This is a genomic window from Pseudomonas sp. LBUM1658 (assembly GCF_059716055.1).
The window spans coordinates 1,092,177-1,118,005 of sequence record NZ_CP166798.1 but is presented as its reverse complement, the minus strand read 5'-3'; the positions used below and the strand labels follow the sequence as shown (position 1 = coordinate 1,118,005).

Annotated in this window: 24 protein-coding genes and 1 pseudogene; 13 read left to right on the top strand and 12 right to left on the bottom strand. The window is 54.9% G+C overall.

Translation table 11 applies throughout. The features are described 5' to 3' along the window. Positions 1-8: 8 nt before the first annotated feature. The 5 genes from ACA064_RS05120 to ACA064_RS05100 form a co-directional block, all read right to left on the bottom strand. Positions 9-2,417 carry a dermonecrotic toxin domain-containing protein gene (locus ACA064_RS05120; RefSeq protein WP_497672404.1) on the bottom strand — a complete coding sequence of 803 codons (2,409 nt, stop codon included), beginning with the start codon at positions 2,415-2,417 and terminating at the stop codon, positions 9-11. A gap of 162 nt (positions 2,418-2,579) precedes the next feature. After that, on the bottom strand, positions 2,580-5,123 hold the full coding sequence (locus ACA064_RS05115) for a LuxR C-terminal-related transcriptional regulator (protein ID WP_497672403.1): 2,544 nt from the start codon (positions 5,121-5,123) through the stop codon (positions 2,580-2,582). Positions 5,124-5,271: 148 nt separating this feature from the next. Next, entirely contained in the window at positions 5,272-6,798 is a 1,527-nt protein-coding gene (locus tag ACA064_RS05110) for a glycoside hydrolase family 10-like protein (protein WP_497672402.1), read from the bottom strand. Between the two features lie 359 nt (positions 6,799-7,157). Beyond that, positions 7,158-8,525 (bottom strand): DUF1329 domain-containing protein, encoded by a 1,368-nt coding sequence (locus ACA064_RS05105; RefSeq protein ID WP_497672401.1) that lies wholly within the window; start codon positions 8,523-8,525, stop codon positions 7,158-7,160. Between the two features lie 22 nt (positions 8,526-8,547). Continuing rightward, on the bottom strand, positions 8,548-10,341 hold the full coding sequence (locus tag ACA064_RS05100; RefSeq protein ID WP_497672400.1) for a DUF1302 domain-containing protein: 1,794 nt from the start codon (positions 10,339-10,341) through the stop codon (positions 8,548-8,550). 996 nt (positions 10,342-11,337) lie between these two features. Between ACA064_RS05100 and ACA064_RS05095 the strand changes: the two genes are divergently transcribed. The 10 genes and pseudogenes from ACA064_RS05095 to ACA064_RS05050 all read left to right on the top strand — a co-directional run bounded on the left by ACA064_RS05095 (position 11,338) and on the right by ACA064_RS05050 (position 17,877). After that, the gene (locus tag ACA064_RS05095; RefSeq protein ID WP_497672399.1) at positions 11,338-13,581 is read left to right on the top strand and encodes a pyocin-S2/colicin E7-DNase domain-containing protein; all 2,244 of its coding nucleotides are present in this window, start codon (positions 11,338-11,340) and stop codon (positions 13,579-13,581) included. Between the two features lies 1 nt (position 13,582). Beyond that, positions 13,583-13,840 (top strand): bacteriocin immunity protein, encoded by a 258-nt coding sequence (locus tag ACA064_RS05090; protein ID WP_497672398.1) that lies wholly within the window; start codon positions 13,583-13,585, stop codon positions 13,838-13,840. A 165-nt stretch (positions 13,841-14,005) separates the two neighbouring features. Next, on the top strand, positions 14,006-14,536 hold the full coding sequence (locus ACA064_RS05085) for a hypothetical protein (protein ID WP_497672397.1): 531 nt from the start codon (positions 14,006-14,008) through the stop codon (positions 14,534-14,536). An 18-nt stretch (positions 14,537-14,554) separates the two neighbouring features. Further along, a complete protein-coding gene (locus ACA064_RS05080; protein ID WP_497672396.1) occupies positions 14,555-14,887 on the top strand; it encodes a bacteriocin immunity protein in 333 nt (110 codons plus the stop codon). A 147-nt stretch (positions 14,888-15,034) separates the two neighbouring features. Beyond that, a pseudogene (locus ACA064_RS05075) lies at positions 15,035-15,310 on the top strand (bacteriocin immunity protein). 123 nt (positions 15,311-15,433) lie between these two features. Then, entirely contained in the window at positions 15,434-15,697 is a 264-nt protein-coding gene (locus ACA064_RS05070) for a bacteriocin immunity protein (RefSeq protein WP_497672395.1), read from the top strand. Positions 15,698-15,802: 105 nt separating this feature from the next. Further along, positions 15,803-16,039: an immunity protein gene (locus ACA064_RS05065; protein ID WP_497672394.1), complete on the top strand. Its 237-nt coding sequence runs from the start codon at positions 15,803-15,805 to the stop codon at positions 16,037-16,039. Positions 16,040-16,197: 158 nt separating this feature from the next. Beyond that, a complete protein-coding gene (locus tag ACA064_RS05060; protein WP_497672393.1) occupies positions 16,198-16,455 on the top strand; it encodes a bacteriocin immunity protein in 258 nt (85 codons plus the stop codon). Positions 16,456-16,567: 112 nt separating this feature from the next. Beyond that, positions 16,568-16,840, top strand: coding sequence for a bacteriocin immunity protein (locus ACA064_RS05055; RefSeq protein WP_497672392.1), 273 nt, complete (start codon positions 16,568-16,570; stop codon positions 16,838-16,840). Positions 16,841-17,106: 266 nt separating this feature from the next. Next, entirely contained in the window at positions 17,107-17,877 is a 771-nt protein-coding gene (locus tag ACA064_RS05050; RefSeq protein WP_497672391.1) for an N-acetylmuramoyl-L-alanine amidase, read from the top strand. Between the two features lie 72 nt (positions 17,878-17,949). On the opposite strand, the gene ACA064_RS05045 is transcribed toward ACA064_RS05050, so the two are convergent. The 5 genes from ACA064_RS05045 to ACA064_RS05025 form a co-directional block, all read right to left on the bottom strand. Next, positions 17,950-18,861, bottom strand: coding sequence for an SDR family oxidoreductase (locus ACA064_RS05045; protein ID WP_497672390.1), 912 nt, complete (start codon positions 18,859-18,861; stop codon positions 17,950-17,952). A gap of 267 nt (positions 18,862-19,128) precedes the next feature. Then, positions 19,129-20,034 carry an alpha/beta fold hydrolase gene (locus ACA064_RS05040; protein ID WP_497672389.1) on the bottom strand — a complete coding sequence of 302 codons (906 nt, stop codon included), beginning with the start codon at positions 20,032-20,034 and terminating at the stop codon, positions 19,129-19,131. Beyond that, a complete protein-coding gene (locus ACA064_RS05035) occupies positions 20,031-20,813 on the bottom strand; it encodes a class II aldolase/adducin family protein (protein ID WP_497672388.1) in 783 nt (260 codons plus the stop codon). The genes ACA064_RS05040 and ACA064_RS05035 overlap by 4 nt, the downstream gene beginning before the upstream one ends. 151 nt (positions 20,814-20,964) lie before the next feature. Then, positions 20,965-21,651 carry an LrgB family protein gene (locus tag ACA064_RS05030; protein ID WP_497672387.1) on the bottom strand — a complete coding sequence of 229 codons (687 nt, stop codon included), beginning with the start codon at positions 21,649-21,651 and terminating at the stop codon, positions 20,965-20,967. Further along, on the bottom strand, positions 21,641-22,027 hold the full coding sequence (locus ACA064_RS05025; RefSeq protein ID WP_497672386.1) for a CidA/LrgA family protein: 387 nt from the start codon (positions 22,025-22,027) through the stop codon (positions 21,641-21,643). The genes ACA064_RS05030 and ACA064_RS05025 overlap by 11 nt, the downstream gene beginning before the upstream one ends. 97 nt (positions 22,028-22,124) lie before the next feature. Between ACA064_RS05025 and ACA064_RS05020 the strand changes: the two genes are divergently transcribed. Beyond that, the gene (locus tag ACA064_RS05020) at positions 22,125-23,021 is read left to right on the top strand and encodes a LysR family transcriptional regulator (RefSeq protein ID WP_497672385.1); all 897 of its coding nucleotides are present in this window, start codon (positions 22,125-22,127) and stop codon (positions 23,019-23,021) included. Here the strand turns inward: ACA064_RS05020 and ACA064_RS05015 are convergent. Beyond that, positions 23,002-23,460 (bottom strand): flavodoxin, encoded by a 459-nt coding sequence (locus ACA064_RS05015; RefSeq protein WP_497672384.1) that lies wholly within the window; start codon positions 23,458-23,460, stop codon positions 23,002-23,004. The genes ACA064_RS05020 and ACA064_RS05015 overlap by 20 nt on opposite strands. A 155-nt stretch (positions 23,461-23,615) precedes the next feature. Here ACA064_RS05015 and ACA064_RS05010 point away from each other — a divergent pair, with 155 nt between their 5' ends. Continuing rightward, the gene (locus tag ACA064_RS05010; protein ID WP_497672383.1) at positions 23,616-24,089 is read left to right on the top strand and encodes a PAS domain-containing protein; all 474 of its coding nucleotides are present in this window, start codon (positions 23,616-23,618) and stop codon (positions 24,087-24,089) included. 54 nt (positions 24,090-24,143) lie between these two features. Next, positions 24,144-24,749 (top strand): hypothetical protein, encoded by a 606-nt coding sequence (locus ACA064_RS05005; RefSeq protein WP_497672382.1) that lies wholly within the window; start codon positions 24,144-24,146, stop codon positions 24,747-24,749. 13 nt (positions 24,750-24,762) lie between these two features. Here the strand turns inward: ACA064_RS05005 and ACA064_RS05000 are convergent, their stop codons facing one another. Beyond that, a complete protein-coding gene (locus ACA064_RS05000; protein ID WP_497672381.1) occupies positions 24,763-25,722 on the bottom strand; it encodes a MerR family transcriptional regulator in 960 nt (319 codons plus the stop codon). Positions 25,723-25,829: the final 107 nt, after the last annotated feature.

Genomic DNA, 25,829 nt, shown 5'->3' with positions numbered 1-25,829 from the left:
TGCGCGAATTACCGGATCAAGGTTTTACTTTTGGCCGAGTTGGAGTCATCGAGAACTTCCTGGATGACCTCCAGCACTCGCTGATGCAAGCGTTGTTGCCCGGAAGCCTGGGCGATGAATTTTTCCGCCGTATTCAGATCCCCAAGCAGTTGAATCAAGGTTTTTTGAACCCCGCTGATTGGCTTACCCTTGATCCCGGCATGGCCCAGTAATGCCAGGTCAATCAATGCGTCGATGAAATGGCTCAAGGCTTTGGCCCGGTCACCATCGTTATACGCCTCGGCGCCCTCCAGCAGACTCTTGGTAACCAACACCGCACTGAGTGCCAGTCCTATTGGTGGATATACCACACTGATAGCGGTCGCCGCAGCAGTGACTGCCTTGAAGACCAGGCCCGAAATGATTTCGGCGAGGCTCTCAGTCTTGGCATCGACATCAGCAATGATTCGATAAATCAAACTTTCATAAGTAGCCGCAAGGTTCCTCACGCGGCTGTTGCGCTCCAGAACCGGTGCCTCTGTAAAATTGCTGTTTAATTCCAGCTCCGTGATGTATGAGCCCACCACCCGTTGATCTGTGTACCTGACCCGTCGGTAGAAATAATCCCCGAGACCGCGCTCCTTGACTGCCAGGACGAACTCCGCCATCGGTCGCAAGCAACGACCGTCGGGAGCATCGGGGGTATACAGGAATTCCTCGACCAGCTTGTCCTTGACCAGTCTGAAGACGAATACGCCCTCAACCAAGCGACCCTTGATATGGAATTTGAACAGAGCATTGTGCAGCACTTGATGCGGGTACTCGCCCATAGGGTTCATCGGTATCGTATCGATTGAACTCAACGTATGGACGAGCTCTCGTAACAGCTCATACTTCTCCTTGAGCAGCCGGCCTTGAAACAACTCCGACATTATTGCCACTTGCATCTGTCGCTGCTGGATATCGAAATGAATACTTCGCTTGAACGCCGTCTCGGAATTATTCATATCCAGATAAACCGAGCGAAGCATATCGATGTACTTCTCTCCCGGCCGTAGCGTACGAGACCAGTTTGCTATTCCCTGAATAGTCAGCACATTTAGCGGTGGGTGGTCATTGGTCAAAATGAACCGTGGATAAAGGGGATTTCGAGGGTTGTCGACGACTTCGAATTTGTACTCCTTGATGATCAGCTGCGTTAGCGTCATCTTTTCATTCGGGCTCATCTCCACGACGATATGGTCAGGATTCAACGGCGTGTATTCGCCGTGTTCGGCCAATAATTGTCCCAGGCGTTCTTTGATCAGGTTGTAGCAGAATTTCTCATAGGAGATGAATCCCCCCTCGCGCACGGCGACAGTATGCAGAGCCCTGAGTTCGGTGCTGAGTCGGGCGAAGTGCTGTCGCTGAACATCGGTCGCAGTGCGATATCCGTAGGGAATCGTGGACTCTTCGTTTGAAACCAGCCAGGCACGGACATTGGAAACACTGCTATTCAGGACTGCATTGTCGGTATACGGATTGGGGGCTGGAATCACGCCGATCCAAAGGGTGGGCTTGGCTTCGACCTGTTTCAGGTAACCGGTGATTGACTCGCGATCCATGGCATGGGATTGCCAGGTCAGATAGTCACGACCTTTTTGCGTCTCGGTCCACTCGCCTATCGTAACGCCTACGCCGTTCAAGTTGACGCACTGATACCAGTCTCTGCCCCCCGGCGAACCCGGCGCGTAGAGAAGCCAGTCGCCCTGACCGTTGCGATCACGGACAACCATCAAGTCCTTCAGCGGGCGGTCCTTTTCGCGAAGTTGCAGGCACTCCAGCGTCAGGTCGGCATCACCGGAAATGGCGCCCATGATCCGGTCGAAGTTCTCGCCAAGGTGCCCCTGAAGCTTCGCCGCAAACGCTGTCAGTACCAGCCGCTGTTTCAACACTTCAGCCATGGCCTGGATGACCGCCGGGCGCAGGTGAAGCGATCTGATTTTTGCGCCATAGACCGCGCGGACATCCCGCTCCAGCAGATCTTCGACCCATTGTCGGGTCAGGCCAGTCGGCAAGTCATCGCCCTTGAACGTGATTTCGTAGCGATGGCCCTGATCATGCAGACCATAGAGGAATAACTCGGTGAGGGTTCGTTCATCTTGCTGAACCACTGTTTTACTGCCCACTTCAAACACGTGGCTATTGGTGGTCATGATTCGGTCAGGATCCAGATCGCTGCCAAACTCACTATTCAGGAGGTAGCTTGCAACGTATCGTGCATAAACCCTGACAGAGGAAAAGTGCCCTAGTAGCCTGGTAAGTTCAGCCTCGCTGGACTCCAGATCGCGCTCAAGCGCGAGATAATGTTGTCGATCGGTAGAGTTCGCGCGTTCAAACCATTCGGGTCGAGCGTCCATGCTCACGGAGTATTGAGTCGTGATGATGTTCAACTTCACTGTCCTTATGTCGCTGAATATAGATGGCGTGCGCCATTTCGTTGAAGACGCAAACCTAATCCAGGACATACAAAAGCAAAACCCTCGAACCCATACCGAATATGTACAGATAACTCCCTGTAAAACTTAAACTTTACGAACCTCATCAACAGCCAAAAAGCTTCAGGCCCACAACCCTAGCAACTTGGCCTTGGCAACGGCTTGAGTTCTGCGTTCAACACCTAATTTTCCATGTATACGTCGGGCATGGGTTTTCACCGTATGCAATGAGATAAAGAGTTGCTCGGCAATTTGCCGATTGGAGTGACCCAGGGCAATAAGTTTGAGCACTTCAAGTTCACGCTGACTGAGGGGATTGTCGCTGAGCGGCAAGCACGGCTGAGGCTCCCGGGTTCCTTCCCCATGACTCAAGTCAGCGAGCAAATTCGGTTGGCGCAATCGCAGTTCGTGGAGCGCCTGCTGCAGATTGCAACGGCTCACCAAGGCCAGGCCGGCTTCCAGAGACCTTCTGGCCAGGACCGCATCCGCGCAAAGCCATGCGACCTCCGCCAGCGCCAACTGCAACTCAGCCTCAAGGCCCAGCATGCCTCGGCGCTGTGCGGCATCGAGCAAGACACCAAGCTGAGCAACAGGGTCTTGCGCTCGCTGTAGATACACCTCAGCCAACACCAGCAAATACTCAACACGCGGAATCAACTCCAGGGTCGCCGGAGGCGCCTGACGCGCAAATGGCCCGCGGTAATGACGCAGCACCCGGCTCAGGGCTTCATGGGCCAGTTCCGGACGCCCTTGCTGCAACCAGAAGTGACTGCTGACTTGCAGCAGTACCCCACGATAAACCGTTTCGGGGATATGCCGCTGTTGCATCAGCCGATCAGCATCGCGCAATCGCACAAAGGCCTGAGCGTAGTCGCGCTGATTGGCCGCCAACTGCGCCTGGCCGAGAAAGCCATACAAGGCGAGCTTGTCCTGGCTGTGCACACACTCTTGCAGCCCCGACTGAAAGTGCTGCGCGGCTTGCGCATCCTGTCCCTGGCGCAACGCCAGGCGCCCGCGACGCAAGGCAATCCGCCCCAGCAATGGCGTGGGGCGGTTGACTTGCTCGTCAAGCAGCTCATAGACAGTGTCCAGCAGACTTTCCGCTCGCTGAGGAGCCCCGCGCTGCTCCAGCAGCTGCGCGTGATCCAGTTCCAGCAAACCCTCGAATGACAACGAGCCTTGGGCGCGCGCCAGACACAGTGCTTCACGATTGATCGACTGCGCCACATCCAGCTCGCCGTTGAGCAATGCCTGCTGGGTCAACCCGGACAGACACAACAAACGTGCAGCCCAGGCCGACGCCGGAAGCTCGGTCAGGGCATCGAGAAAGTGCGCCCGCGCAGGCTCGTGCCGACCCAGCAGGTGCAACAACCAGCCCTGCTGAGCCTGCCAACGCGCTACCAGGTGCCGCTGCAAGGTGGCCGACGGCTGTGGAGCGAACCGCGCCAATTGGTCGATGCAGGCGGCGGCCTGTTCGAAGCGACCGGCAAAGAGCAATGCCGCGGTAATCAGCCCGACCAGCTGCGGGGTGCCGAGCATCAGTTCGTCACCTTGCTGCTCATGCAGGCGCAACAGCAGCACCACGTTCTGCTGTTGAAACAGGTGCTCGAAGCTGAAGTGCTGCAGCAAGCTGACCGCCACTTCATACTCCTGGGCCAGCAAGGCCTGCTCAAAGGCGGCTTGCCAGTCTTCCTGAGTGACAAACCACTGGCAGGCACGGCGGTGCCAGGATCGCCCGCCTGGCCACTCTTCGTCACGCATGCGCCGCGCCAACGGTGGAAAGACTTGTAGCCAGTCCGCCGAAGCGTCCCAGGCTTCAATGAAGCACCCCGAGGCCTGCAACGAGCGCAACCACTGAGCGCCCTCGCCTGCGCCAAACAGATGCTCGCACAGGCTCGCGTTAAAACGCGGCAGATGGGCCAGCACGCGCCAGGCCTCGGCCAACTCCGGCGACAATCCGCTGAACAGTTCATGCTCCAGATAGTCGAGCAGAGTCCCGGAGCGGGTGAATTTTCCGCCCGTTGTGTCCAACAGGGCAATCCGCACCCCGACACACCAGCCGCCGCTGAGCTGGAAAATCTGCGCAGCCGTTTGCGCGCCAGGGTTGGACGGCGATGCCTGCTGCAGCTGCTCGATTTCAGCCTGATCGAAGGCCAGGTCCACAGGGCTGCACTCGTACAATTCGTCATCCAGCAGCAGGCGCGGCCAGTTGCATTGCGCACGCCTGCGGCTGCTCAGCCACCAGGTCAGTGCCGGACTGCTGACAGCCAGCAGTCGATCGAGCAGCACGTCCAGTTCCGCTGCGGGCTCGCGGCAATAGTCGTCGAGAAACAGCCAGGTCGGGGTCTGCAAGCGACTCAGATAATTGAGCAAGGAGGCCTCATCGGCCGATACCAATCCCAGCGCCTGAGCCAAGAGCTCACACAATTGCGCGCTCGTTTGCCGTTGTCCTGCCAGCGGCAACCAGCCGATTTTGCACTGGGCCGGGGCCTGCAACAGGCATTCGCCGAGCAATACGCTTTTGCCGCTGCCGGGCGGTGCGCAGAGCAACTTGACCCTTGCCGTCGAAGCCAGCAAGGCGCTGCTCAAACGTGGACGGTACAGGTGCACGGAGGGCAAGCGAGGCAGAAACCCGGGAGGATCCAGACGTGCGGTCATGGCGGTCATTGCGGCATGCCTTTTCTTGATTTTATCCGGCCACCCTAGCCCGCTTGCCCGAGCGGATTGAACAAGTATTCAGTGTGTTGATTGGCCCCCATAATAAAAGGCGACCCGTGGGTCGCCATGGACTCAGTCCTTTAACTGCCAGAGCGTCTCAGGACGCAATTGTAGCGGCGCTCTCGAAATGTCCTCGGTCCAGCGCCGTGACCGCATAGGTCACCTCACCGTTGCGCTGCACCGGGTCGGTCCAGACATGCAGGCATTCGTCTCGCCTGACTGTTACCACCAATCGATCCGCTCGCCCGGTATCCACCGGCTCCCCTTCAGGGAACTTGTAGAGGGCGTAATACCAGGTCTTGCCCGGTGGATTGGCGGCACTCTCATGCCATTTGACTTGTGTGCCCGCCGACGTCCTGACCTTCTGAACACAGGCAGGTGAAGCTGGCGCGCTACCTTCCTTCCAGGGCATGGTCGGCACCAATGCCACCGACCTCCATACATCCTCACGGATTCTGGCGATGGCAGGCAGAACCGCTGGCTCACGCAAGAACAGGTGACGAAACAGCAAGCTCCCCTGAATCTGTGGGATATCGATATTCCAGGCCAGTTGTTTATTGATTTGCGAGACGCCATTGTCCTGCGTCCATTCCGGCTCTGTCTGACTTGGCACAGCCACTTTGTAAAGTGCCTCACCAATGTACAAATGCACGTTTTTCCCCTGTACGGTATCGGCCCACCAGCGGGTCACGATATCGAATTGTGCCGCTTTCAAAGCAAAGCTCCAATAAACTTGCGGGGCGATGTAATCGATCAGCTCCTCATGGACCCAGCGGCGTGTATCGGCAAATCCCGCATCAAAATTTGGAATACCGGCAGAGGTATCCGAACCTTGCGGATCATCATTTTTATTACGCCAGACTCCCGCCGGACTGATACCAAATTTAATAGCGGAATCGAACTGTCGCAACGACTGAGACAATTCATTAATCAACTGCAAAGTATTGTTACGACGCCAATCCGCCTTATTGGAAAAACCCTGCCCATGCAGGGCAAATGTGGCGTCATCGTTAAGTTTCGAGCTGGATGATTCATAGTAGAAATAGTCATCGAATTGGATACCATCGACATCGTAATTGCGCGCCACTTCCATTACGCCTTCGATGATCCAGGCTCGCACTTCGGGAATCCCCGGGTCGAGCACAAAGCGATCGGAGGCGACACCGATCCATTGCGGATGGGCGATGTAGACACTGGCGGGCGCCCCCGGCAAGACGCTGGTCAATTGATCGATGGTGCTTTGGCGGGTGTTCATCGAAACCCGGTAAGGGTTGAACCAGGCATGCAGTTCGAGGTTTCGCCGGTGGGCTTCGTCGATCACGAACTGCAGCGGATCGAAGCCTGGATCCTTGCCAAGCGTTCCGGTCAGGTACGACGACCAAGGCACAATGGAGGAACGATAGAAGGCATCCGAACAGGGTTTGACCTGAAAAAAAACCGCATTCATCCGCAGGTTGACTGCCTCGTCCAGCATGGCGATCAACTCACTCTTCTGAACCCTCACCCGTTCTGTCTCGTCAACGATTGTACTGGAAGCAGTAGAGGGCCAATCGAGATTAATAACCGTGGCGATCCAGCTTCCGCGCAGATGGCGTTTATGTTGCATTTGGTTCTGAACACTCATGCTTTGTTGCTCCTACGAACCTGTCGGCGCCTTATTCCAGCGATAACGCGACATTAGACGATAGACCCACTACATGCTCAGAGAGTAATTCAACCTTGGCGATACCACCCGTTCAATTTCGCGTGAATAATTTAAATAATATTTCAACCACCCCCAGCAAAAAACCCGGATGAATTTTCGGCCCTATGCGACAACCGTAAAACAACTCACAAACCTTAATAAACCTCCGACCAACTCACTCAGCACTAGTGAATCTATTATTCGAACTTAACATTCAAATATAGAAACAAAAAAGGCCCCGTTCTTCGCTCGTGCCAATGGGTACGAGATGAACAGGGCCTACATGGCGCGTGTAAGATCTAACGCACGCCCTCGCTGCGCAGGGCTGATGGTGTGTAATCCGCCGACTTGGCCGCGAAGCCGAATTCGAAGCTGTGCTTCTCTTCGTTCTTCATCCCGAGGGCAATGTAACGACCGGCAATAATGTCGTAGAGCGCTTCAAGGGTGTAAGCCGGCACCTGGTGATCGTAGTAGAACTGCTGGTGCCCTTCGGCCACTCGCCAGAGTTGGCCACGACCGTCGTAATGGTCCACCAGCGCCACCTGCCAGCTGTCCTCGTCGATGAACATATGACGCTTGGCGTAGATGTGCCGCTCGCCCGGCTTGACGGTACCGACCACTTCCCAGACCCGATGCAGTTCGTAACGGGTCAGGTCCTGGTTGATATGCCCGGCCTTGATCACGTCGTCGTACTTGAGGCTCGGCGAATCGAGTTTGTAGGCGTTGTACGGAATATACATTTCCTTCTTGCCGATCAGCTTCCAGTCATAACGATCCGGCGCTCCAGAGAACATGTCGAAGTTGTCCGAGGTGCGCAGGCCATCGGCGGCAGTACCCGGCCCGTCGTAGGCCACTTGCGGCGCACGCCGCACCCGGCGCTGACCGGCGTTGTAGATCCAGGCCAGACGCGGTTCCTTGACCTGGTCGAGGGTCTCGTGGACCAGCAACACGTTGCCTGCCAGGCGCGCCGGAGCAGTCACCGACTGCTTGAAATAGAGCAGTACGTTGGCGCCTTTATCCGCGTCCATATCGGGAATTTGCCCGGGCACCGCGACTTCTTCTTCGAAACGGATGGAGGTATAGCTGCCGTTGGTCTGCGGTGTCGCCTGGGTAATGATGCGCTTGAGGTTGCCACCGCGATAACGGGTGACATGGTTCCACAGCACTTCGACGCCGGCCTTCGGAATCGGGAAGGCGTAGTAACGGGTGCCCGTGAAGTTGACCAGACCGTTGCCGTCGTTGATCGAGGTCACATTCAGGGCGCTGCGTTTGGCCGCGTCGTAGACATCAGCCGGTAACGCCACGGTGCGGTGGCTTGGATAAACCGGGATCTTGTAGGTTTCCGGATAGCGTTTGAACATCGCCATTTGCCCGTCCGAGAGTTTGTCCTTGTACTTGTCGGCGGTGGTAGCGGTGATGGTGAACAGCGGTTTTTCATTGGCGAACGGGTCAGCCAGGAAACCTTTGCTGTCCACCGCGCCGGCATTTTTCGGAATGCCGCCGGTCCACGCGGGAATCGAACCGTCGGCATTGCCGGCCTTCTCGGCCCCCACTGGCGTCAGTGTGGTACCCAGCTTCGCGGCCTCTTCGGGCGAGACCGCGGCCATTACGTTGGCAGCCAACAGGCTCAAAGCCAGGGCGCCGCATTGCAGAATCATTTTGCGCATGTTGTTGTCCTTCTCAGCCAAATCAGAAGTTCACGCCGAAGCTCAAAGCGACGAAGTCACGGTCAGTCAGGGTGTTGTAGTCGCCACCGAAAAAATCGGTGTAACTGAGGTTGGCGGTATAGGTATTGCGATAGTCGGCGTCGACCCCGAGGCTGACTGCCTTGGCGCCTTCGTTGAACAGTCCGTTGGGCCCATAACCATTGACGTCGTGGGACCAGGAGAGGTTGGGCTTGAGGTTGATCCCGGCAATCGCGTTGTTGTAATCGAGGATCGCCCGGGCGCGGTAACCCCAGGAGGTGGAAGTGACAAAACCTTCTGTATCGCCACGAAAACCGTACTGGCCATAGACCGAGTCGCGGCCATAACGCAGTTCATTCCTGGACTCCAGACCACCGACATGCACCACCGCCGCCTCGCCGACCAGGGTCAGGCGATCGGCACCCAGCACTTGATCGAAGAACTGCGTCAGGGTGCTTTGGATCTGGGTGACTTCCTTGCGTCGGTAACCGGTGTTGTCGGCCCCCGGTGTAGTCTGGATCGGCGATGCGGCACCACCGGCAATCGGGTTGAGCAGGGCCAGGGTCAGGTCGTTGGTGTTGACCTGTACCGGAGCGTTGGGGCGATAGCTGATTTCCCCGGTCCAGGCAGTACCGGTGGGCAAGGTGGTGGAGAAGCTGGCGCCATACAGGCGAATGTCTTCCGGGTATTCGAGGTAATACTGACCGCGCCCGAGCATCACGCTTTGCGCCAGCCCCGAGCCGCTGCCCGGCGCCAGGCGGTTGGCGACACTGATCATTCCCGGCAGGGCGGCCAGCGTCGAGCGTCCGGCGGTTGTGGTACCGACCGTTGGCGTGCGGCTGTGATAGTTCATGAAGTACAAGCCGTACTCGGTGTCGTCACCCAGCCAGCGCAACGCCGTGCCCCATTGCCCGGAATCACGGGCATCGCGGTCGCCGCCCCGGGGTACGACAACGCCCTCGGAAGTGACATCGAAGCCCTGCCCGAACGCCGCCGCCACCGGTTGCAACGGCGCGATGGCCGGGCTGCCGACGGTGTAATTGCTGTCGCAACCGTCCTGAACCACATCGTTACCAAAGAAGGTCCCGCAGTTATCGACGACAGTCTGGTCCCACTCAAGCTGGTAGAAGCCTTCTATCGTCAACTGGTCAGTCAGGCCTTGAGAAGCGAACAGCATATTGACCGGAATCAGACCTTCCTTGATTTCCGCGCCAGGGCGGCGGAAAGCGGAAACGTCGATCGGGTTGATGCTGTTGATCGAGTTGCCGATGAAGGTACTTTCGCCCCAACTGACCACCTGTTTACCGGCGCGCACCGTGCCGGGCAAATCGGCGATGGAATAGTTGTGATAAACGAAGGCATCGAGAATCTGCGCCCCGGAAGACTTGGCACCCTCTTTGCGGTTGTGGTTGCTGATTTGCTTGAACTCGCGGTCTTCATCCTGAAGTTCGAAGTCATACCAATACTTGCCGCGGACAAACACACCGGTGTCGCCATATTTGAGTTCGAGGTCGTGCAGGCCCTTGAAGATTTTCGAGAAGGTCTCGCCCTTCTTGAAATTCAAACGCCCATCGTCCCCGGTCGATGACTGGCCTTTGCCACCATTGGTAATGCCAACCAGATCCTCGTCGGCATCACGCAGCCCCCAACTCGCGCCCACCGACAGCGAAGAGTCGAACTGCCCCTCGATTTCCCCGATGTTGAATGAAACAGCCTGCGCTTGGGCACAGCAACCCAAGGCAACCGCAGCGGCCAGCGCCTGCGGCTTGAAGATGGCGCGCATTGTTGTTTTTGTCATGCGTCTTCCCCGGTGAGTGACAGAAGGCCTCACCCTACTGCCGGCACCCAACAGCGATAAGCGCACCAAGGAGGTATTCGCGGTGTAGCTCTAAAGGATTACAGGCCGTGCAGGGCGGGGTTTTGCGCGATGCATCGACGGGCTGGATGGAGGGTTATCAGGGGGATGGATAGCGCGAGGCAAAATAGGTTTCGTAGCAGCTGCCGAAGGCTGCGTTCGGCAGCGAAGCTGTCGTCAATAATAACTGCCTGGTGAACCTGAAAACGTCAGTGACTGGTTTTTCGAGTGCTCCGCACTCGGACGCAGCCTTCGGCAGCTGCTACGGGATCGACTGTTACTCAGGATGCAACAGTGCATGTCATAAATCGCTATTTTTCCTTGGGAAATAAACACCTATTCTTGTTGGGCTTTCACGGCAAATCACCAGAAAGCGCAAATATTCAAGTGTGACCACGCCACTTGATGATCGTCAGATTTCAGACCGATTGAAAAGTTTGTTTCAATTCGTCATCCCTGAGTTCACTGACGTTGATTTATAGCTCCTGATCTAACGTCTTACTTTAGCCACTGCTTATGCGGTGGCTTTTTTTTGCCTTACATCTTTACGCCGTGGTTTTCTGATCTGATTTTCCTCGCCCCTGCTTTTAACCACGTGCCCAGCGCTCCTAATACTTGGTCAACTTCCAAACAACAGGACCTTTCCTTCAAAACATAAAGAAACAACTTACTTGCATTCTGAATAGCCGCTCAACATCGCAAATTCTCAAGCACCCATACACTCGCAAACACGAAATAACCTACACGAATCTCGGACCCAAACCTCGCTGCATTCCCTTAATATAAACCACCTGTTCAGCCACTTACTTTTTGAAACTCAACACCAACAACAGACAAACACCCAAGAGCGTTCGACTGCATTATCAAAGACGCCAATTACATTCGAATACCGTGCATAAGCCATAAAAATAATCGTAAAACCAACAATGGAGTATGGTCATGACTGACCGTAATGGACCGCCAGAATACGTCAAAGGGAAACTCGACCTTGAAGCGATATACGTTGGTGCACAGCCCAAGCCCGGCAAAGACAAATTGGGTGGTGGTTTCAATCCCAACCAGATAGGTCCCCGTGCATCCCCAAACATGGCCGGCGTGGACCCCAACATCACAGCCCTGAAAGGCCAGACATTCTCCCATATGCAGAGCACTGCCAAGGCTCTGCAAAGTGAGTACGAAGCAAAGTCCCGTGAACTCCCGCAGTCCATTGAGGCTGACCTTGCTGCTGTAAGAGCCGAAGTACCAAACCCGGTGTTGCCACCGGCAGCGACAATACAACGCGAGCTCGGGTTCAGAAATACGCTGATCAATCGAAAAACCGCAGAATTCCAGCAACAAACTCAGATCGCCAATAATTTTTATGGAAGTGATCCGTTCAATAAACAATGGAACGACTTTTTAAACAGCGCTGCAAAAATAGAACGAGTAGTCACCCCCACGAGCAAGTCCACCCAATCATGGACTCAGTCCTACAAGGCAGCTTATTCAGCCCAGCTTTTAGCTGAGACTGTGCAACTTTTAAACAATCAGTCTGTTCACGTGCAAAATTCCCTTGTCGCGGCACAAGCCGAGGAGCAGGCACGGGCCGAAGCCGAAGCACAACGCATCACGGCTGAAAACGCACGTATTGCAGCAGAAGCCGAAGCCCAACGCATCGCGGCCGAAGCCGAAGCCCGACGCATTGCTGCCGAAGATGCCCGTGTCGCGGCCGAAGCCGAAGCCCAACGCATTGATGCCGAAAATGCCCGTGTTGCGGCCGAAGCCGAAGCCCAACGCATTGCTGCCGAAAATGCCCGTGTCGCGGCCGAAGCCGAAGCCCAACGCATTGCTGCCGAAAATGCCCGTGTCGCGGCCGAAGCCGAAGCCCAACGCATTGATGCCGAAAATGCACGTGTCGCGGCCGAAGCCGAAGCCCAACGCGTTGCTGCTGAAAATGCCCGTGTTGCGGCAGAAGCCGAAGCCCAACGCGTTGCTGCTGAAAATGCCCGTGTTGTGGCAGAAGCCGAAGCCCAACGCATCGCGGCTGAAAACGCACGTATTGCGGCAGAGGAACAGGTTCGTCAGGAAGCCATCAAGGCTGCCAATACCTTCCCCGCAGCTGGTGCGGCCGCAGCTTCCGGGCCGGTCTTCGCAGTCGCAGCCGGTTCAGTTGCCACAAGCCTGGAGACCTCAATTGCACTCCAGGCTGCTTTGCGCGGCGCCGTGGCCGCAGTGGTCGGTACAGCTGCAGCGCCTGCAGTGGTGGCAGGGGCAGCCGTGGCCGTGATCGCCTTGGTGCTAATCCGGGCAGGTTCAGGCAAGAGTGATTCGCGCTATGCCATGAGCGTTCCTCTATCGGAACTTGCACCGGACCATGGTCAGGATTTGCAAGCCATTGCCGCCGCTGGGGGAGAAGTTGACCTGCCAGTGCGTATCAGTTCAAAGGCTGCGGGAGAAGGATCTGAAGTTTTTATCACCGCAACCGATGGCGCAAGGATTCCATCGAAAGTGAAGGTCAGATTCGCCACCTTCGACGCGCAAACAAATCTGTACACCGTCACCACTTCGAACTCACCGCCGAGAATCCTGACCTGGACGCCATCGGTGACACCGGGTAACAGTTCGACTGCATTACCCACAGCGCAGCCCGACATCCCGGTTTACGCCGGCGCTACGGTCACCCCTGTCGAAGGTCGGATCGATACCTTCCCCGGCGTCGAAGAAGGAACCTTCGATGATTACGTGATTATTTTCCCGCTAGACTCGGGGATGACTCCGGTCTATGTCATGTACAAGGACCGTCGTGAAGAACCCGGAGTTGCGAGCGGGAACGGGCAACCGGTTTCAGGCCTCTGGTTAGGCGCTTCGACTCAAGGGGAAGGCGCTCCCATTCCTTCGCAGATTGCGGATCAGTTGCGGGGCAAAGAGTTCAAGACGTTTAGAGCCTTTCGAGAGACTTTCTGGAAGGCCGTGGCAAATGACCCATTTTTAGTTGGACAGTTTACCCGACTCAACAAACTTGATATGAAAAATGGCCTATCGCCGAGTGCCCTCCCTTCGGAGCAAGTGGGTAAACGGGGGAAATTTGAGATTCACCACGTTAAGCCTCTCAAGGAAGGCGGCCCGGTCTACGATGTAGATAATCTTCGTGTGCTGACTCCAAAGCAGCACATCGAAGCCCATTCCAAAAAAGGAGGGATGTAATATGAACCTTAAAAACAAATTGGAAGAGTACACAGAATCCGAGTACCTAAATCTTATAAATTGTTTATTTGAAGGAAAGTACTCATCAGAGGAAGAACACGATGCAATTGTTGAAAACATCGTAACCACTTCAGAGCACCCAAACCGTTCAGGGGTCTTATATTATCCAGAAGAAGGTGTTGAAGACAGCCCAGACGGCGTGCTTAAAGCCATCAAGGATTGGCGAAGTGCGAATGGCAAACCGGGATTTAAAACCTGACACATTTGACAAAACACAAAAAAACCAACACTCCGCTATCGGCTTCATACTGGTAGCGGAGTTGGGCAGAGGACGATCAATCATTGATGTATAACAAAAAAGCAATAAAGGCCGCAGACAGACAAGAAAAGTATTTTATAGAAATTTTCTAAAAGACACCAACAAATGAGCATCATCGAGCAGATAGTCAAGAATGAAACGGTTGAAGATATCGTCTCTGTTTTTGTGCTTAATTCCTCACTGCCATCGCTTGATAGAATGTTTGGGCGCTATCGATATGAGGTCATTGCAAATGGAGAGCTACTGAAAACCTACGCAAGGCTTTTCGAAGAGGCTGTATTGGCAAGAGGAGAGGGTCCCGTCGCCATCAAAGGCCCAAACTGGAAAAAACCTAAATTCAAACAGAAAAAAGATACATCTGACTTTTTGAGCCTACCAATGAACATTATTAAGCAGATAGTTACAAATGAGTCACTAGAGGATATCGTGTCCTTCTTTGCACTAGCTAAAGCACCGCCACACTTAGACATGATGATCAGACGATACAATTACGGAGCCATCCAGCACGGAGAACTTCAACAAGTCTATGCACGACTTTTCGAAGAAGGCGTTCTGATCAACAGTGAAAAAGGACTGGCTACCAAAGGTCCAAACTGGAAAGAACCTAGGTTCGTGACAGAAAAAAAATATGTCTGAATTTTAGAATTTACCCAGTTGCTGAAGGCCAACGGCTTGGCAATAATCCCTCTAGAAAACATCGCCTCAAAACCGACAATAATGAACCTGAAAAATAAACTCGAAGAATACACTGAATCCGAGTACCTGAATCTTCTAGATTGCTTATTTAAAGGAAGCTATTCATCAGAGGAAGAGCTCGATGCAATTGTTGACAACATTGTGAGCACATCTGAACATCCAAACGGCTCAGACATTTTATATTATCCGGAAAAAGGTATTGAGGACAGCCCCACGGGCGTCATTAATGTCATTAAGAAATGGCGAACCGCTAATGGCAAGCCGGGATTTAAACCAACACAATTCGGATGAATGCAATAACATCGTACAAAAAAAACATGACGCATCGCTAACAAAAACTCTGGTCTCAACCAGTCAAACCCACATACAACAATCAGTGAAAAAAATCGCCAGGATCTAAAAACAATGAAACATATCCTAAAACCGGGGACATTTGAAATCAAACTGAAAAATAAACTCGAGGAGTATACCGAAGCTGAGTTCTTAGAGCTTTTAGAAGAGCTTTTTTAGAACAAGCACAATCTCGAAGGTGATGAGCTTGGTAATCATATCAGCAAACTGGCTGCACATTTTGATAAAGTAACAGAACACCCGCGGAAAAATGGCGTTATTTTTTATCCAGAAAACGGTGTGAAGGACGACCCCAAAGGTGTGCTAAGAGTCGTCAAGGAGTGGCGAGCCGTTAACGGCAAACCGGGTTTTAAAACCGAATAACTTTTATACGTCAAATAACACCTAGATCCACCGCCGGCCTCGCACTGGCAGCGGAGTTTGGCATTCGCTATTTACTTACAATACCCTCTCACACTAAAACCCCTTCAAAATGTAAATTATGACATGAAGCTTAAAACCAGATTCGAAGAATACACTGAATCCGAATATCTGATTCTTATAAACTGTTTATTTGACGGAAAATACTCATCAGAAAGCGAACACGACAATATTTTTGAAACCATAGTCAGCACTTCTGAGCACCCCTATGCTTCAGATATATTATGCCACCCTGAGAAAGGAGTTGAAGACAGCCCAATCGGCGTAATAAAAATCTTAAAACAATGGCGAGCAGCCAACGGAAAACCCGACTTCAAAGCAGAAAAATAGACAGTAAAGTCGAGCGCAAGCAATCACTCGCGCTCGACTCCTTTGTTCCTTACAACGAAGTTGCTCTGCAAATTCCCCATCATTTCCGTCAAAAGGAGTATTCGAATGAACACTATCGAGCAAATTGTAAGAAATGAGCCGATTGCAGATGTTGTGTCAGCTTTCGGAATCGGGTTCGCCTACCCATCGCTCGACAGAATGTTCCGTCGCTATCGATTTGAAGTCATAGCAAATGGCGAACTACTGAAAACTTACGCAAGGCTTTTCGACGAGGGTGTATTGGCAAGAGGCGAAGGCCCCATTGCATCAAAGGCCCAAACTGGAAAGAACCTAAATTCGTGACAGAAAAAAGATACGTCTGACTTTTTTGAACCTACCAAGCCGCTACAAATCGGCGGCTTGGTAGTGTGCGCCCTAAACGATATTGCACTTTGAAAACCTACGCATTATGACACCAAAACAACATATTGAAGTCCACTCAAGCAAAGGGAGAGAATAATATGGAGATCAAAGAAAGCCTGGAAGATTACACAGAAACAGATTTTCTCGATCTTTTGAGAAAAATATGGGCTGTAGACGTACCTGAAGAAGAACACAACAAGTTGATACGCCATGTGACCAGGCTAGCAGAGCATCCATCTGGAACTGACTTATTGTTTTACCCTGAGGAAGGAACTGAACATAGCCCCGAAGGTATTATAACGGTCATTAATAAGTGGCGCGCAGCCAACGGCAAACCGGGCTTTAAGCCGGCATAATTTTGACAGATCGCAATAATATCCGATACTCCTCTATCTGCGTCACACTGATAGCGGAGTAGAGAAATGGCAATTTAGGTGTCACCCAAAACGACAAAAAAAAGAAAGTAACATGGCAATCAAAAAGCTTTCCGAATATACCGAATATGAGTTTCTGCTGCTTGTCAAAAAAATCTGTAGTTCGGAATACCCAACTGAAGATGAACAAATACGAGCCGTACTCGATTTTGAGCGATTGACGGAGCACCCCGACGGCTCTGATTTGATTTACTACGCTCCGTCAGAGCGAGAATCAACTCCAGAAATTATTCTCGAAAAAATCAAGGTGTGGAGAGCAGCGAACGGAAAGCCCGGTTTCAAAATTGCGACAAGTCAGAATACTTGACTTAAAATTGAGCCAACTTTAGATGCCGTCTCTACTTTCGCGATCAGCCTCGCCTATCCGTCGTTCTACAGAAGGCTGCAGATCAGCGGTCCTGGCAGTAAACGCCCAGAGAATATCGTTTCAAAACCTACAACTATTAAAGAAATCGGCTACAGAACAAACCTCCATCTCTTGTTCAAGTGCCTACTAAGCTTAAAAAAGGCACACATCCATGCATATCAAACAACCTGACATGCCATCTATCAACATCTCCACGAGTCTTTTTCATGAAACCCATCAACTACAACAGCTACCGTTCCATTAAAGGTTTCAACAACCGAATTCGTTTCCTGGTCATGCATTACACCGCCGCGAATTTCTCTGCTTCGAAAAACGCACTGACCGGCCCCAGCGTCAGCGCCCATTATCTGGTGCCCGATATCACCGATCCGAGTTACTTGCAGGCGGGTTTTAGTGATCAGCAGATTTTCAGTCTGGTGGATGAGACTGATCGCGCCTGGCATGCGGGCGTCAGTGCGTGGGGCGATCGAAGTAATCTGAACGACACGTCCATAGGGATTGAGATCGTCAACCTGGCCACGGATAACAATGGCCAGTTCACCTTCCCGCCTTATCAGCCACAACAGATAGCGGCGGTTGAGCAGTTGGCGTTGAATATTCTGAAACGCTACCCGGATATCAGCCCGGTCAACGTCGTGGGCCATTCGGATATTGCTCCCGGCAGGAAGAGTGATCCGGGGCCGATGTTTCCTTGGCATCAGCTGTATTTAAAAGGTATCGGCGCCTGGTTTGACGAAGACAGCCAGAACAGCTTTCTCAAGGACTACGGCCTCAAAGGCCTGCCCTCTCGCGGGGATCTGCTCGCCAAGTTCAAGAAGTATGGCTATGACATTTCGGGCGCCACCACTGCGGCGGGCTTTCAGCAGTTGGTTCGTGCCTTCCAGTTACACTTTCGTCCGGCAAAGTATGACGGCGTTCTGGATGCTGAAACCGCGGCGAACCTTGCGGCGCTGGTTCACAAATATTTCCCGGCATGAGAAATGCCAAGGCTGCCACAGGTCCTGCGGGGCCCTGAGCAGCCTTCAGCGGTATCGACTAAAAGCCTGGAGTCAGACCGAATACTTCTGCAGATGCGCCATCATCTCCTTCAAGGCCTCGATATTGTCCTGCGGATGCGCCGCGCCTTCGAAGTCGCAGATCTGTTGCCATTGGGCTGCTACGTCTTCAGGCGAGAAACCGGCGCGAGGATCGAACCCGGCGCCGAGGCTGCGTTCCCAGCGGACTTTGCCCATCCAGCCGCCGCCCACTTCAAACAGTCCGGAAGTTTCCTGGCAGTTCTCGCTGGCCAGGTATACCACCAGCGGGCTGACCAGTTCTGGCTTGAGCTGTTCGAAGACTTGCGGCGGGATCAGGCCTTCGGTCATGCGCGTACCGCCAGTGGGGGCGATGGCATTGACCAGGATGTTGTTCTTGCGGCCTTCGATGGCCAGGGTGCGGGTCAGGCCGTAGAGGCCTAGTTTGGCCATGCCATAGTTGGACTGGCCGAAGTTGCCATAGATGCCTGAGGTCGAAGCGGTGAAGATGACCCGGCCATAGTTTTGCTCGCGCATATGCGGCCAGGCGGCGCGGGTGACTTTGTAGGCGCCTTCGACATGTACGCGGTAAACCAGGTCCCAGTCGCTGTCGTCCATTTTGTGGAAGGTTTTGTCCCGCAGGATTCCGGCGTTGTTGACCACCACATCAACGCGGCCGAAGGTGTCCAGAGCGTGCTGGACGATCTTGTCGCCGTCGGTCACCGAGTCGTGGTTAGCCTGGGCGGTGCCGCCGGCTTCACGAATCTCTGCCACCACACGATCTGCCGCTGAAGCGTTGGCACCTTCGCCCTGCGCCGAGCCGCCGAGATCATTGACCAGCACTTTGGCGCCGTGCCTGGCGAACAGCAGCGCGTGGGCCCGTCCCAGACCGCCGCCTGCACCGGTGACGATGACGACTTTATCTTCGAAGCGCACAGACTCATTCATACAGAACTCCAGCAGGGCCAATGGACAATACGTTGAGTGTCAGCCACAGGCTGGCTGGTCACAATAAACACGACGCGAGCTGAATGGTGCGCGATAAGGCAGGGGGATGATCCTGTGGCGAGGGGGCTTGCCCCCGCTGGGGCGCGCAGCGGCCCTAAAACCTGCAATCACATTTTGACAGGCACACCGCATTCACAGGTTTTGCGGCTGCTGCGCAGCCGAACGGGGCGATGCGGCGTTCCGACAAGCCCCCTCGCCACAACCACTTCAGAAACAGGCCCTTTTTCGCGGCAGAGAGACCAGCAGCTCACGAAAATCCAGGTAGTGTTTGAGCACCTGCCCCGGGGCTTCGGACTGTGGATAATGACCGATGTCCGCCAGCAATACGGTGTCCGGATTGGGGATCAATTGCCGATAACGCTCGACCATGTGCGCGCCGGAAATCGGATCGACTTCGCCATCGATGACCCGCAGCGGCACCTCGCCGCGCTGCATGGCACTGACCCAGCGCTCGCGCTGCACGCGACGCTCCGGGATATAGCCGATCAGTTTGTGCAGGATTCGCGGCCCGTGGTTATTTTCGATCAGGCTCCAGAAGTCATCCACTGCACTTTCGCTGGGCCGGGTCTGCGGGCCGAAGATCTGGCTGAAACTCCTGACCAGCCCTTCACGACTGAACGCGCGGCCGATCATCCAGCCCAATGGGCTGAGCAAAAGTTTTTGCATCAGCACCGGGCGATGGGTTTCCGGAAACAGTCCACCGTTGAGGAATACGCAGCTGGCGATATCGATGCCGGCTTCGTAATGCCGGGCGAGCAGTTCCTGGGCCACGCTATCGCCATAATCATGGGCCAGCACATGCACTGGCTGCTCGATAGACAAATGCTTCAACAGCGCCTGCTGCAAATCCGCCTGCTCCAGCAGGCTGTATTCGTGATCCAGCGGTTTGGCCGAGTCGCCGAAACCGAGCATATCGCAGGCGATCACCCGGTAGCGCTGGGCCAGCGGCTGCCAGAGGTAATGCCAATCCCAACTGGCGGTCGGGAAGCCATGAATCAGCAGCAGCGGTTCACCCTGCCCCGCCGTCCAGTAGCGAATGGTCTGGCCGCGAAACAGAAAGCTCTGCCCGCGTTTGCGCCAGGCGCACAGAGGAATCTCGGCGAGCGGCGTCAAAGTTTATACCCCGGGTCTTGTTTATCCAGTTTGCGCAGCAACGCCGGCCAAGCCAGCGTGCCACCCATGCCTTGAGCGCTTTTGGTGACCCCGGCGATCATCGCCTTGGCCCCTGCCAGAATCTGCGGTTCGATGACGATCAGCTCGGCCGCGCCGCTCTGTGCCAACACCTGGATATCGCAGGCACGCTGGAAGGTGAACATCATCAGGAAGGTATCGGCGATGGTGCCGCCACAGGTCAGCAGGCCGTGGTTGTGCAGCATCAGGAAATTGTTTTCGCCCAGATCGGCTTGCAGCCAGGCCTTTTCTTCATGGTTCAGCGCAACGCCTTCATAGGCGTGATAGGCCAGGCTGGAAAGCACGAATAGCGATTGCTGGCTGATCGGCAATACGCCCTGCTTCTGCGCCGAAACCGCGACACCCGCGGCGGTGTGGGTATGCAGGACACACACCACATCGTGACGTACTTCGTGTACGGCGCTATGGATGGTGTAACCCGCGGGATTGATCTCGTAGGGGCTGTCCATCAGCTTGTTGCCGGCCTGATCGACCTTCACCAGGCTGGACGCGGTGATTTCGTGAAACATCAAACCGAAAGGATTGATCAGAAAATCTTCAGTGCCTGGAACCTTGGCTGAAATGTGCGTGAACACCAGATCGTCCCAACCGTGCATGGCCACCAGCCGATAGCAGGCGGCCAAATCTACCCGGGTCTGCCACTCGGCGGCACTGACCTGGTCTTTCACATTCTGTGTCGATTGGACGGGGACTACGCTCACGGCAAGGACCTCGGCAAGTTTTGATTTTTATTGTTTTGTTAATCTCCGACCAGTCTAGCCAGCCTCTCGGTTTGGGGTAGTTGCATTGGCAGCCAGCTTACTGGCCGAGCGAGTCAGACCTGAGTCAGGTATCAATAAGTTCAACTTAGTATCAAAGCATAGACGCCAATAAAGGCGCCGCAAACAGATTCAACAGCCCGGTCAAGACCATCACCAATCCCGCCACCGAACCTTCTTCGCCCCCCACTTCGTGTGCCCGACTGACTCCCGCACCATGGGCGCCGACGCCAAACAACGCACCGCGAGCCAAGGCACTGCGCAGCGGCAGCCACTTCAGTAAAACGCCGCCAAGCAGGGCGCCGAAGACCCCGGTGAACATCACGAATATGGCAGCCAATTCCGGCACGCCACCGAGGTCATGGGCCAACGGCATGGCGAAGGGTGTGGTGATCGAGCGCGGCACCAGCGACATCGTCACCGAGCTGTCCAGCGCCAGGGCTTTGGCCAGGCCAAATGAGCTGCCAATCGACGCCATGCTGCCGGCCAGCATGCCGAGCAATAACGCCAACCAGTGGCGAGTCAGCAACCGCCGTTGCTGCCAGATGGGTACCGCGAAAGCGACCGTTACCGGCCCCAATACCAGCATCAGCCAGTGAGTATTACTGGAGTACTCGGCATAGGCGGTGTGCAGCGGCACGGCAAGCGCCAGGAGCAGTGCGGGCACCAGAATCAGCGGCGACAGCAGGTAACGGCCGCTGCGTCTATAGAGCCAGCGGCTGAACAGATAGGCCAAAAGCGTAAAGGCCAGCCAGAACATTGGCATCAGCTCAAGCTTCATGACGCATCCGCAAACGACACACCAGTTCCACGGTAAATGCAGTGACTAGCATCACCATCAAGGTGCTGATGCCAATCACCAGCATGATTCGCCAGCCGTCCTGGCGCAGCAGCGCGCCGTAATCGAGCAGGCTCATCAGTGCCGGAATAAAGAACAAGAGCATTTCTGCCATCAGCAGCCCGGCGCCCAATTGCAAGGCTGCCGGTTTGACCCAGCCAAAGGCAAAAGACAGCAGCAACAGCGCCAGGCCGATGACCCCGCCGGGAATCGGCCAGGGCAACCAGAGCGCCAGTTGACAGCCCAGCAGGTAAATAGCCAGCAGCACCGCCAGTTCGCACAGGAGTCGACCCAGGTATTTCAAAGTGGAGCCTTTCATGGTCTTTGGTCCTCGCAGGTGCTCATTTTAGAGAAGCACCCGCCATCCCCGAAGCGAATTGTTAGACTGGCTGTCATTCCAGACTGGAATCACGGATATGGAATTCAAACAACTGCGCAGCTTCGTCGAAGTGATTCACCAGGGTGGATTCACTCAGGCGGCGAAGACCTTGCATATCAGTCAGTCGGCCGTCAGCAAGCAAGTCGCGCAGCTGGAACACAGCCTCGGCACGCAATTGCTGGAACGCCTGGGTTCGCAGATTCACCTCACTGCCGCCGGCAAGGTAGTCCTGCAGCGTGCCGAGGGCATGCTGCGTCTGCGTAACGAGTTGCTCAGCGAGCTGGATGACCTGAGCCAATTGGCCCGCGGAGAGTTGCGACTGGGATTGCCGTTGCTGGGCAGCGACGCGCTGTTCGCCAGCCTGTTTGCCGAGTACCGACGGCGTTACCCGAATATCACTGTACAGTTGCTTGAAGGCGGCAGCCTGAATATCGAACAGGCGGTATTGAGTGGGGAGCTGGAGCTGGGCGGCAGTCTGCTACCCAAGGAACCGCAGTTTGCCTTTCAGCCATTTTGCGACGAGCCGCTGGATGCCTTGCTGCCGGCTGATCATCCGTTGGCCATGAAGACAGAGATTGGCCTCGAAGAGCTGGCAGACACGCCCTTCCTGCTCTACCAACGCAGTTTTGTCCTCAACGACCGCTTGCTCCAGGCGTGCCAGCAAATGGGCTTCACCCCGAAGGAAGGCGGCCGCAGCGGTCAGGCGGACTTTCTCGCGGCGCTGGTGGCCGCAGGCCAAGGCGTGGTGTTGCTGCCCAGGGTGGTTGCCCGCGGTTTGGTCAGGCCAGGCGTCGTACGCCTGACATTGAAGGCGCCCGAGTCTCTGCGCTGGGACATCGCCTTCATCTGGCGTCAGGGTGCGTATTTGTCAAAAGCCGCGCAGGCCTGGCTGGCCTTGTTGCGCGAGTATCCGGTCAGTCGCGAAGCGCCTTGATCAATTGCGCCAGCCAAGGCTCGGCATCGGTTTCCGGGGTGACGCTTTCGCTGGCGTCCAGTCGCAACATTTCCTGGACTTCACGCAGGCCCAGGTCGGCGAAGAACAGTTCACGCATCTGTTCGCCGCCACCGCAAAAGGTATCGCCGTAGCTGGAATCGCCCAAACCTATTACCGCGCCAGGCAGCCCGCGCCAGGCTGCTGGTAATTGATCGCGAATCATCGAATACAACGGTTGTAGATTGTCCGGTAACTCACCCATGCCGGTGGTCGAGGTCACCGCCAGAAAGGCCTCGGGGCCAAAGGCCAGGACATCGGCCAGGCTCGCCCGCGGGTTGTGCCAGGCCTCGAATCCCGCATCATTTAAAATTTTTGCGGCATGTCGGGCGACTTCTTCAGCCGTGCCGTACACCGAGCCGGAAAGGATGGCGACTTTCATCAATCTGATCCTGAAACTGAGTAAAAGAACAGGATATTAACAGCACACGCAAGAAAACCTGCAGGTGGCGCTCGATTCACGCTAATGGCAAGTGGACAGCAGGCAATGATGTCTTAGAATGCTCCGCCCCAATCGACTCAGGACGGACTCTATCGATGATTAATGCTCAATTGATGCAGATGGTGATCAACGCCTCCAACGACGGAATTGTGATCGCCGAAAAGGAAGGCGAGGACAAGATCCTGATTTATGTAAACCCGGCGTTCGAACGTCTGACGGGCTACAGCAACGAAGAAATCCTGTATCAGGACTGCCGCTTTCTTCAATCCGGCGATCGCGACCAACCGGCACTCGAGTTGATTCGCAAGGCGCTGAGTTCGGGTACAGCTTGCCGCGAAGTTTTGCGCAACTACCGTAAAGACGGTACGCATTTCTGGAACGAGCTGTCACTATCGACAGTGTTCAATGACGGCGACAATCAGACTTATTTCGTTGGCGTGCAGAAAGATGTCACCCTGCAGGTCAAGGCTCAGCAGCGCGTAGAACAGCTGGAAGCGCAATTGGCCGAGGTTAAAGCCGAACTCGAAGCCCTAAAGGCGACGAACGGTCCAAACAAATCCGCGAATTAATTGTCATTAACTACAATCACCAATGACTTTGTAACTCTTTTTTTCGAGCCTGCCATGCACCGCAACACGCTCCTGACCCAGGATGAGCTGGATTTTATCCAGACGATGCAGCACAACCCGCAACTTAACGTGCGGGATGCGAACTCGAGCCTGCTGGTCAACGGTGGCTCACAGATTCGCGATTTGCTCACGCGCCTGGCTGCTCAAGAGCAGGTCACCATCCAGGCGACCTTCGAAAACCAGCAAATAACCTTTCCGCTGCACTTGGTGGAAGACGAGTTTCACGCGCTGCATTTACGCCTCGGCGTACCCAGCATTTATGAAGACGGGCCATTGGTCCGGCCATGGCGCTTGATACTGGAAGAGCCGGTCGCTCTGGAAAATGCCAAGGGCGTTCCGGGCACATTGTGGGTCCACGAAGTGTCGTTCAAAGGGATGTTGCTGGAGATTCGCAACCGCACCAAACCACCGAAGCACTTCGCCCAATGGTTCAGCCCTTCAGGTTATGAACGTATCGCCCTGCGTGGCACCTTCGAACGCGAAACCGAGCAGGGCTATTACGCCTATCGCTTGAACCAGGGTGACAAGGACGAAACCGAGCGCCTGCGCCAGTACATCCTCCAGCAGCATCGACTGACCCACCCCGCACTACACGCCTGAGGACTATTCCTTCTCAGGTATCCAATGTGCCCATCAGGAACTGCTGAAGGCGCTGCTGCATCAACTGGCCATCGCTGCCTAGACACCCAATCGACGACCCCGCCAGACTCTCCTGCGCCAGATCCGCCACATCACCCGCCAGCATGACCGGGCAATTCAGGGCCATGGCCAGACGACCCAAGCGCCTGGGCAACTCGGCGGCAGGTGCATGGTTGGAAAACAGCACCAAACCTTGGGGCTTCATCTTTTCGCAGACCAGGCTCAACTCATCGTACGGCTGCCCCACCGTCAGCACCCTGACTCCAACCTCAGTGCTGCCCATGAATAAGGCAGCTACCAACAATTCAAGCTCGCGACACTGTTTTACCTTGGCTGTCAGCAGCACCCGCTTCGGTTGCGAGCCGCGTAGCAAGAGTAAACGTTGCACCACCCGAGCACGTAAAAAGCCATCCAGGAACAACCACTCGCTGGTCTGACCAAATTCATCCTGTTGTTGTACCAACTGTTTCCACAAAGGCATCAGGATGTCCTGATACACGACAGTCTGTGCGTAAGTGGAAAAAATCCGCCCATACAGCCGCTCCAGCTGCAGGTCATCGAATGCGCTGACAGCAATCTTGAGTTGCATCTGCCATTGCTCGTATTCGCTTTGGGCGCCTTCACCGGGATTGTCATCGGACAGCGGCTGTACTGCGCTGGTTTTAGCCAGGATCTTAGCGACTTTGCTGACCGCAACGCCGCGCTCGATCCAGCTGAGGATACTGCGCACTTTCTCGATATCGGTCATTGAGTACAACCGATGCCCACTGTCAGTGCGGGTAGGGACAATCAAACCGTGACGTCGCTCCCAGGCTCGCAGGGTGACCGGGTTGACGCCGGTCAGCCGTGCCACCTCCCGGATCGGGAACAGTTGCTCCTGCTCAAGATTGCGGGAGGTCAATGAATCCGGGGCAATTTCAGTAATGTAGGTCATCTGAATACTGAGTATCGGCCAAATTGGATCCTATTCTACGCGTGATCAGCGCCGTTCATCCAAGAAATTGATAGTCGGACAACATCGCTGGTGTATTCGAAGAAATC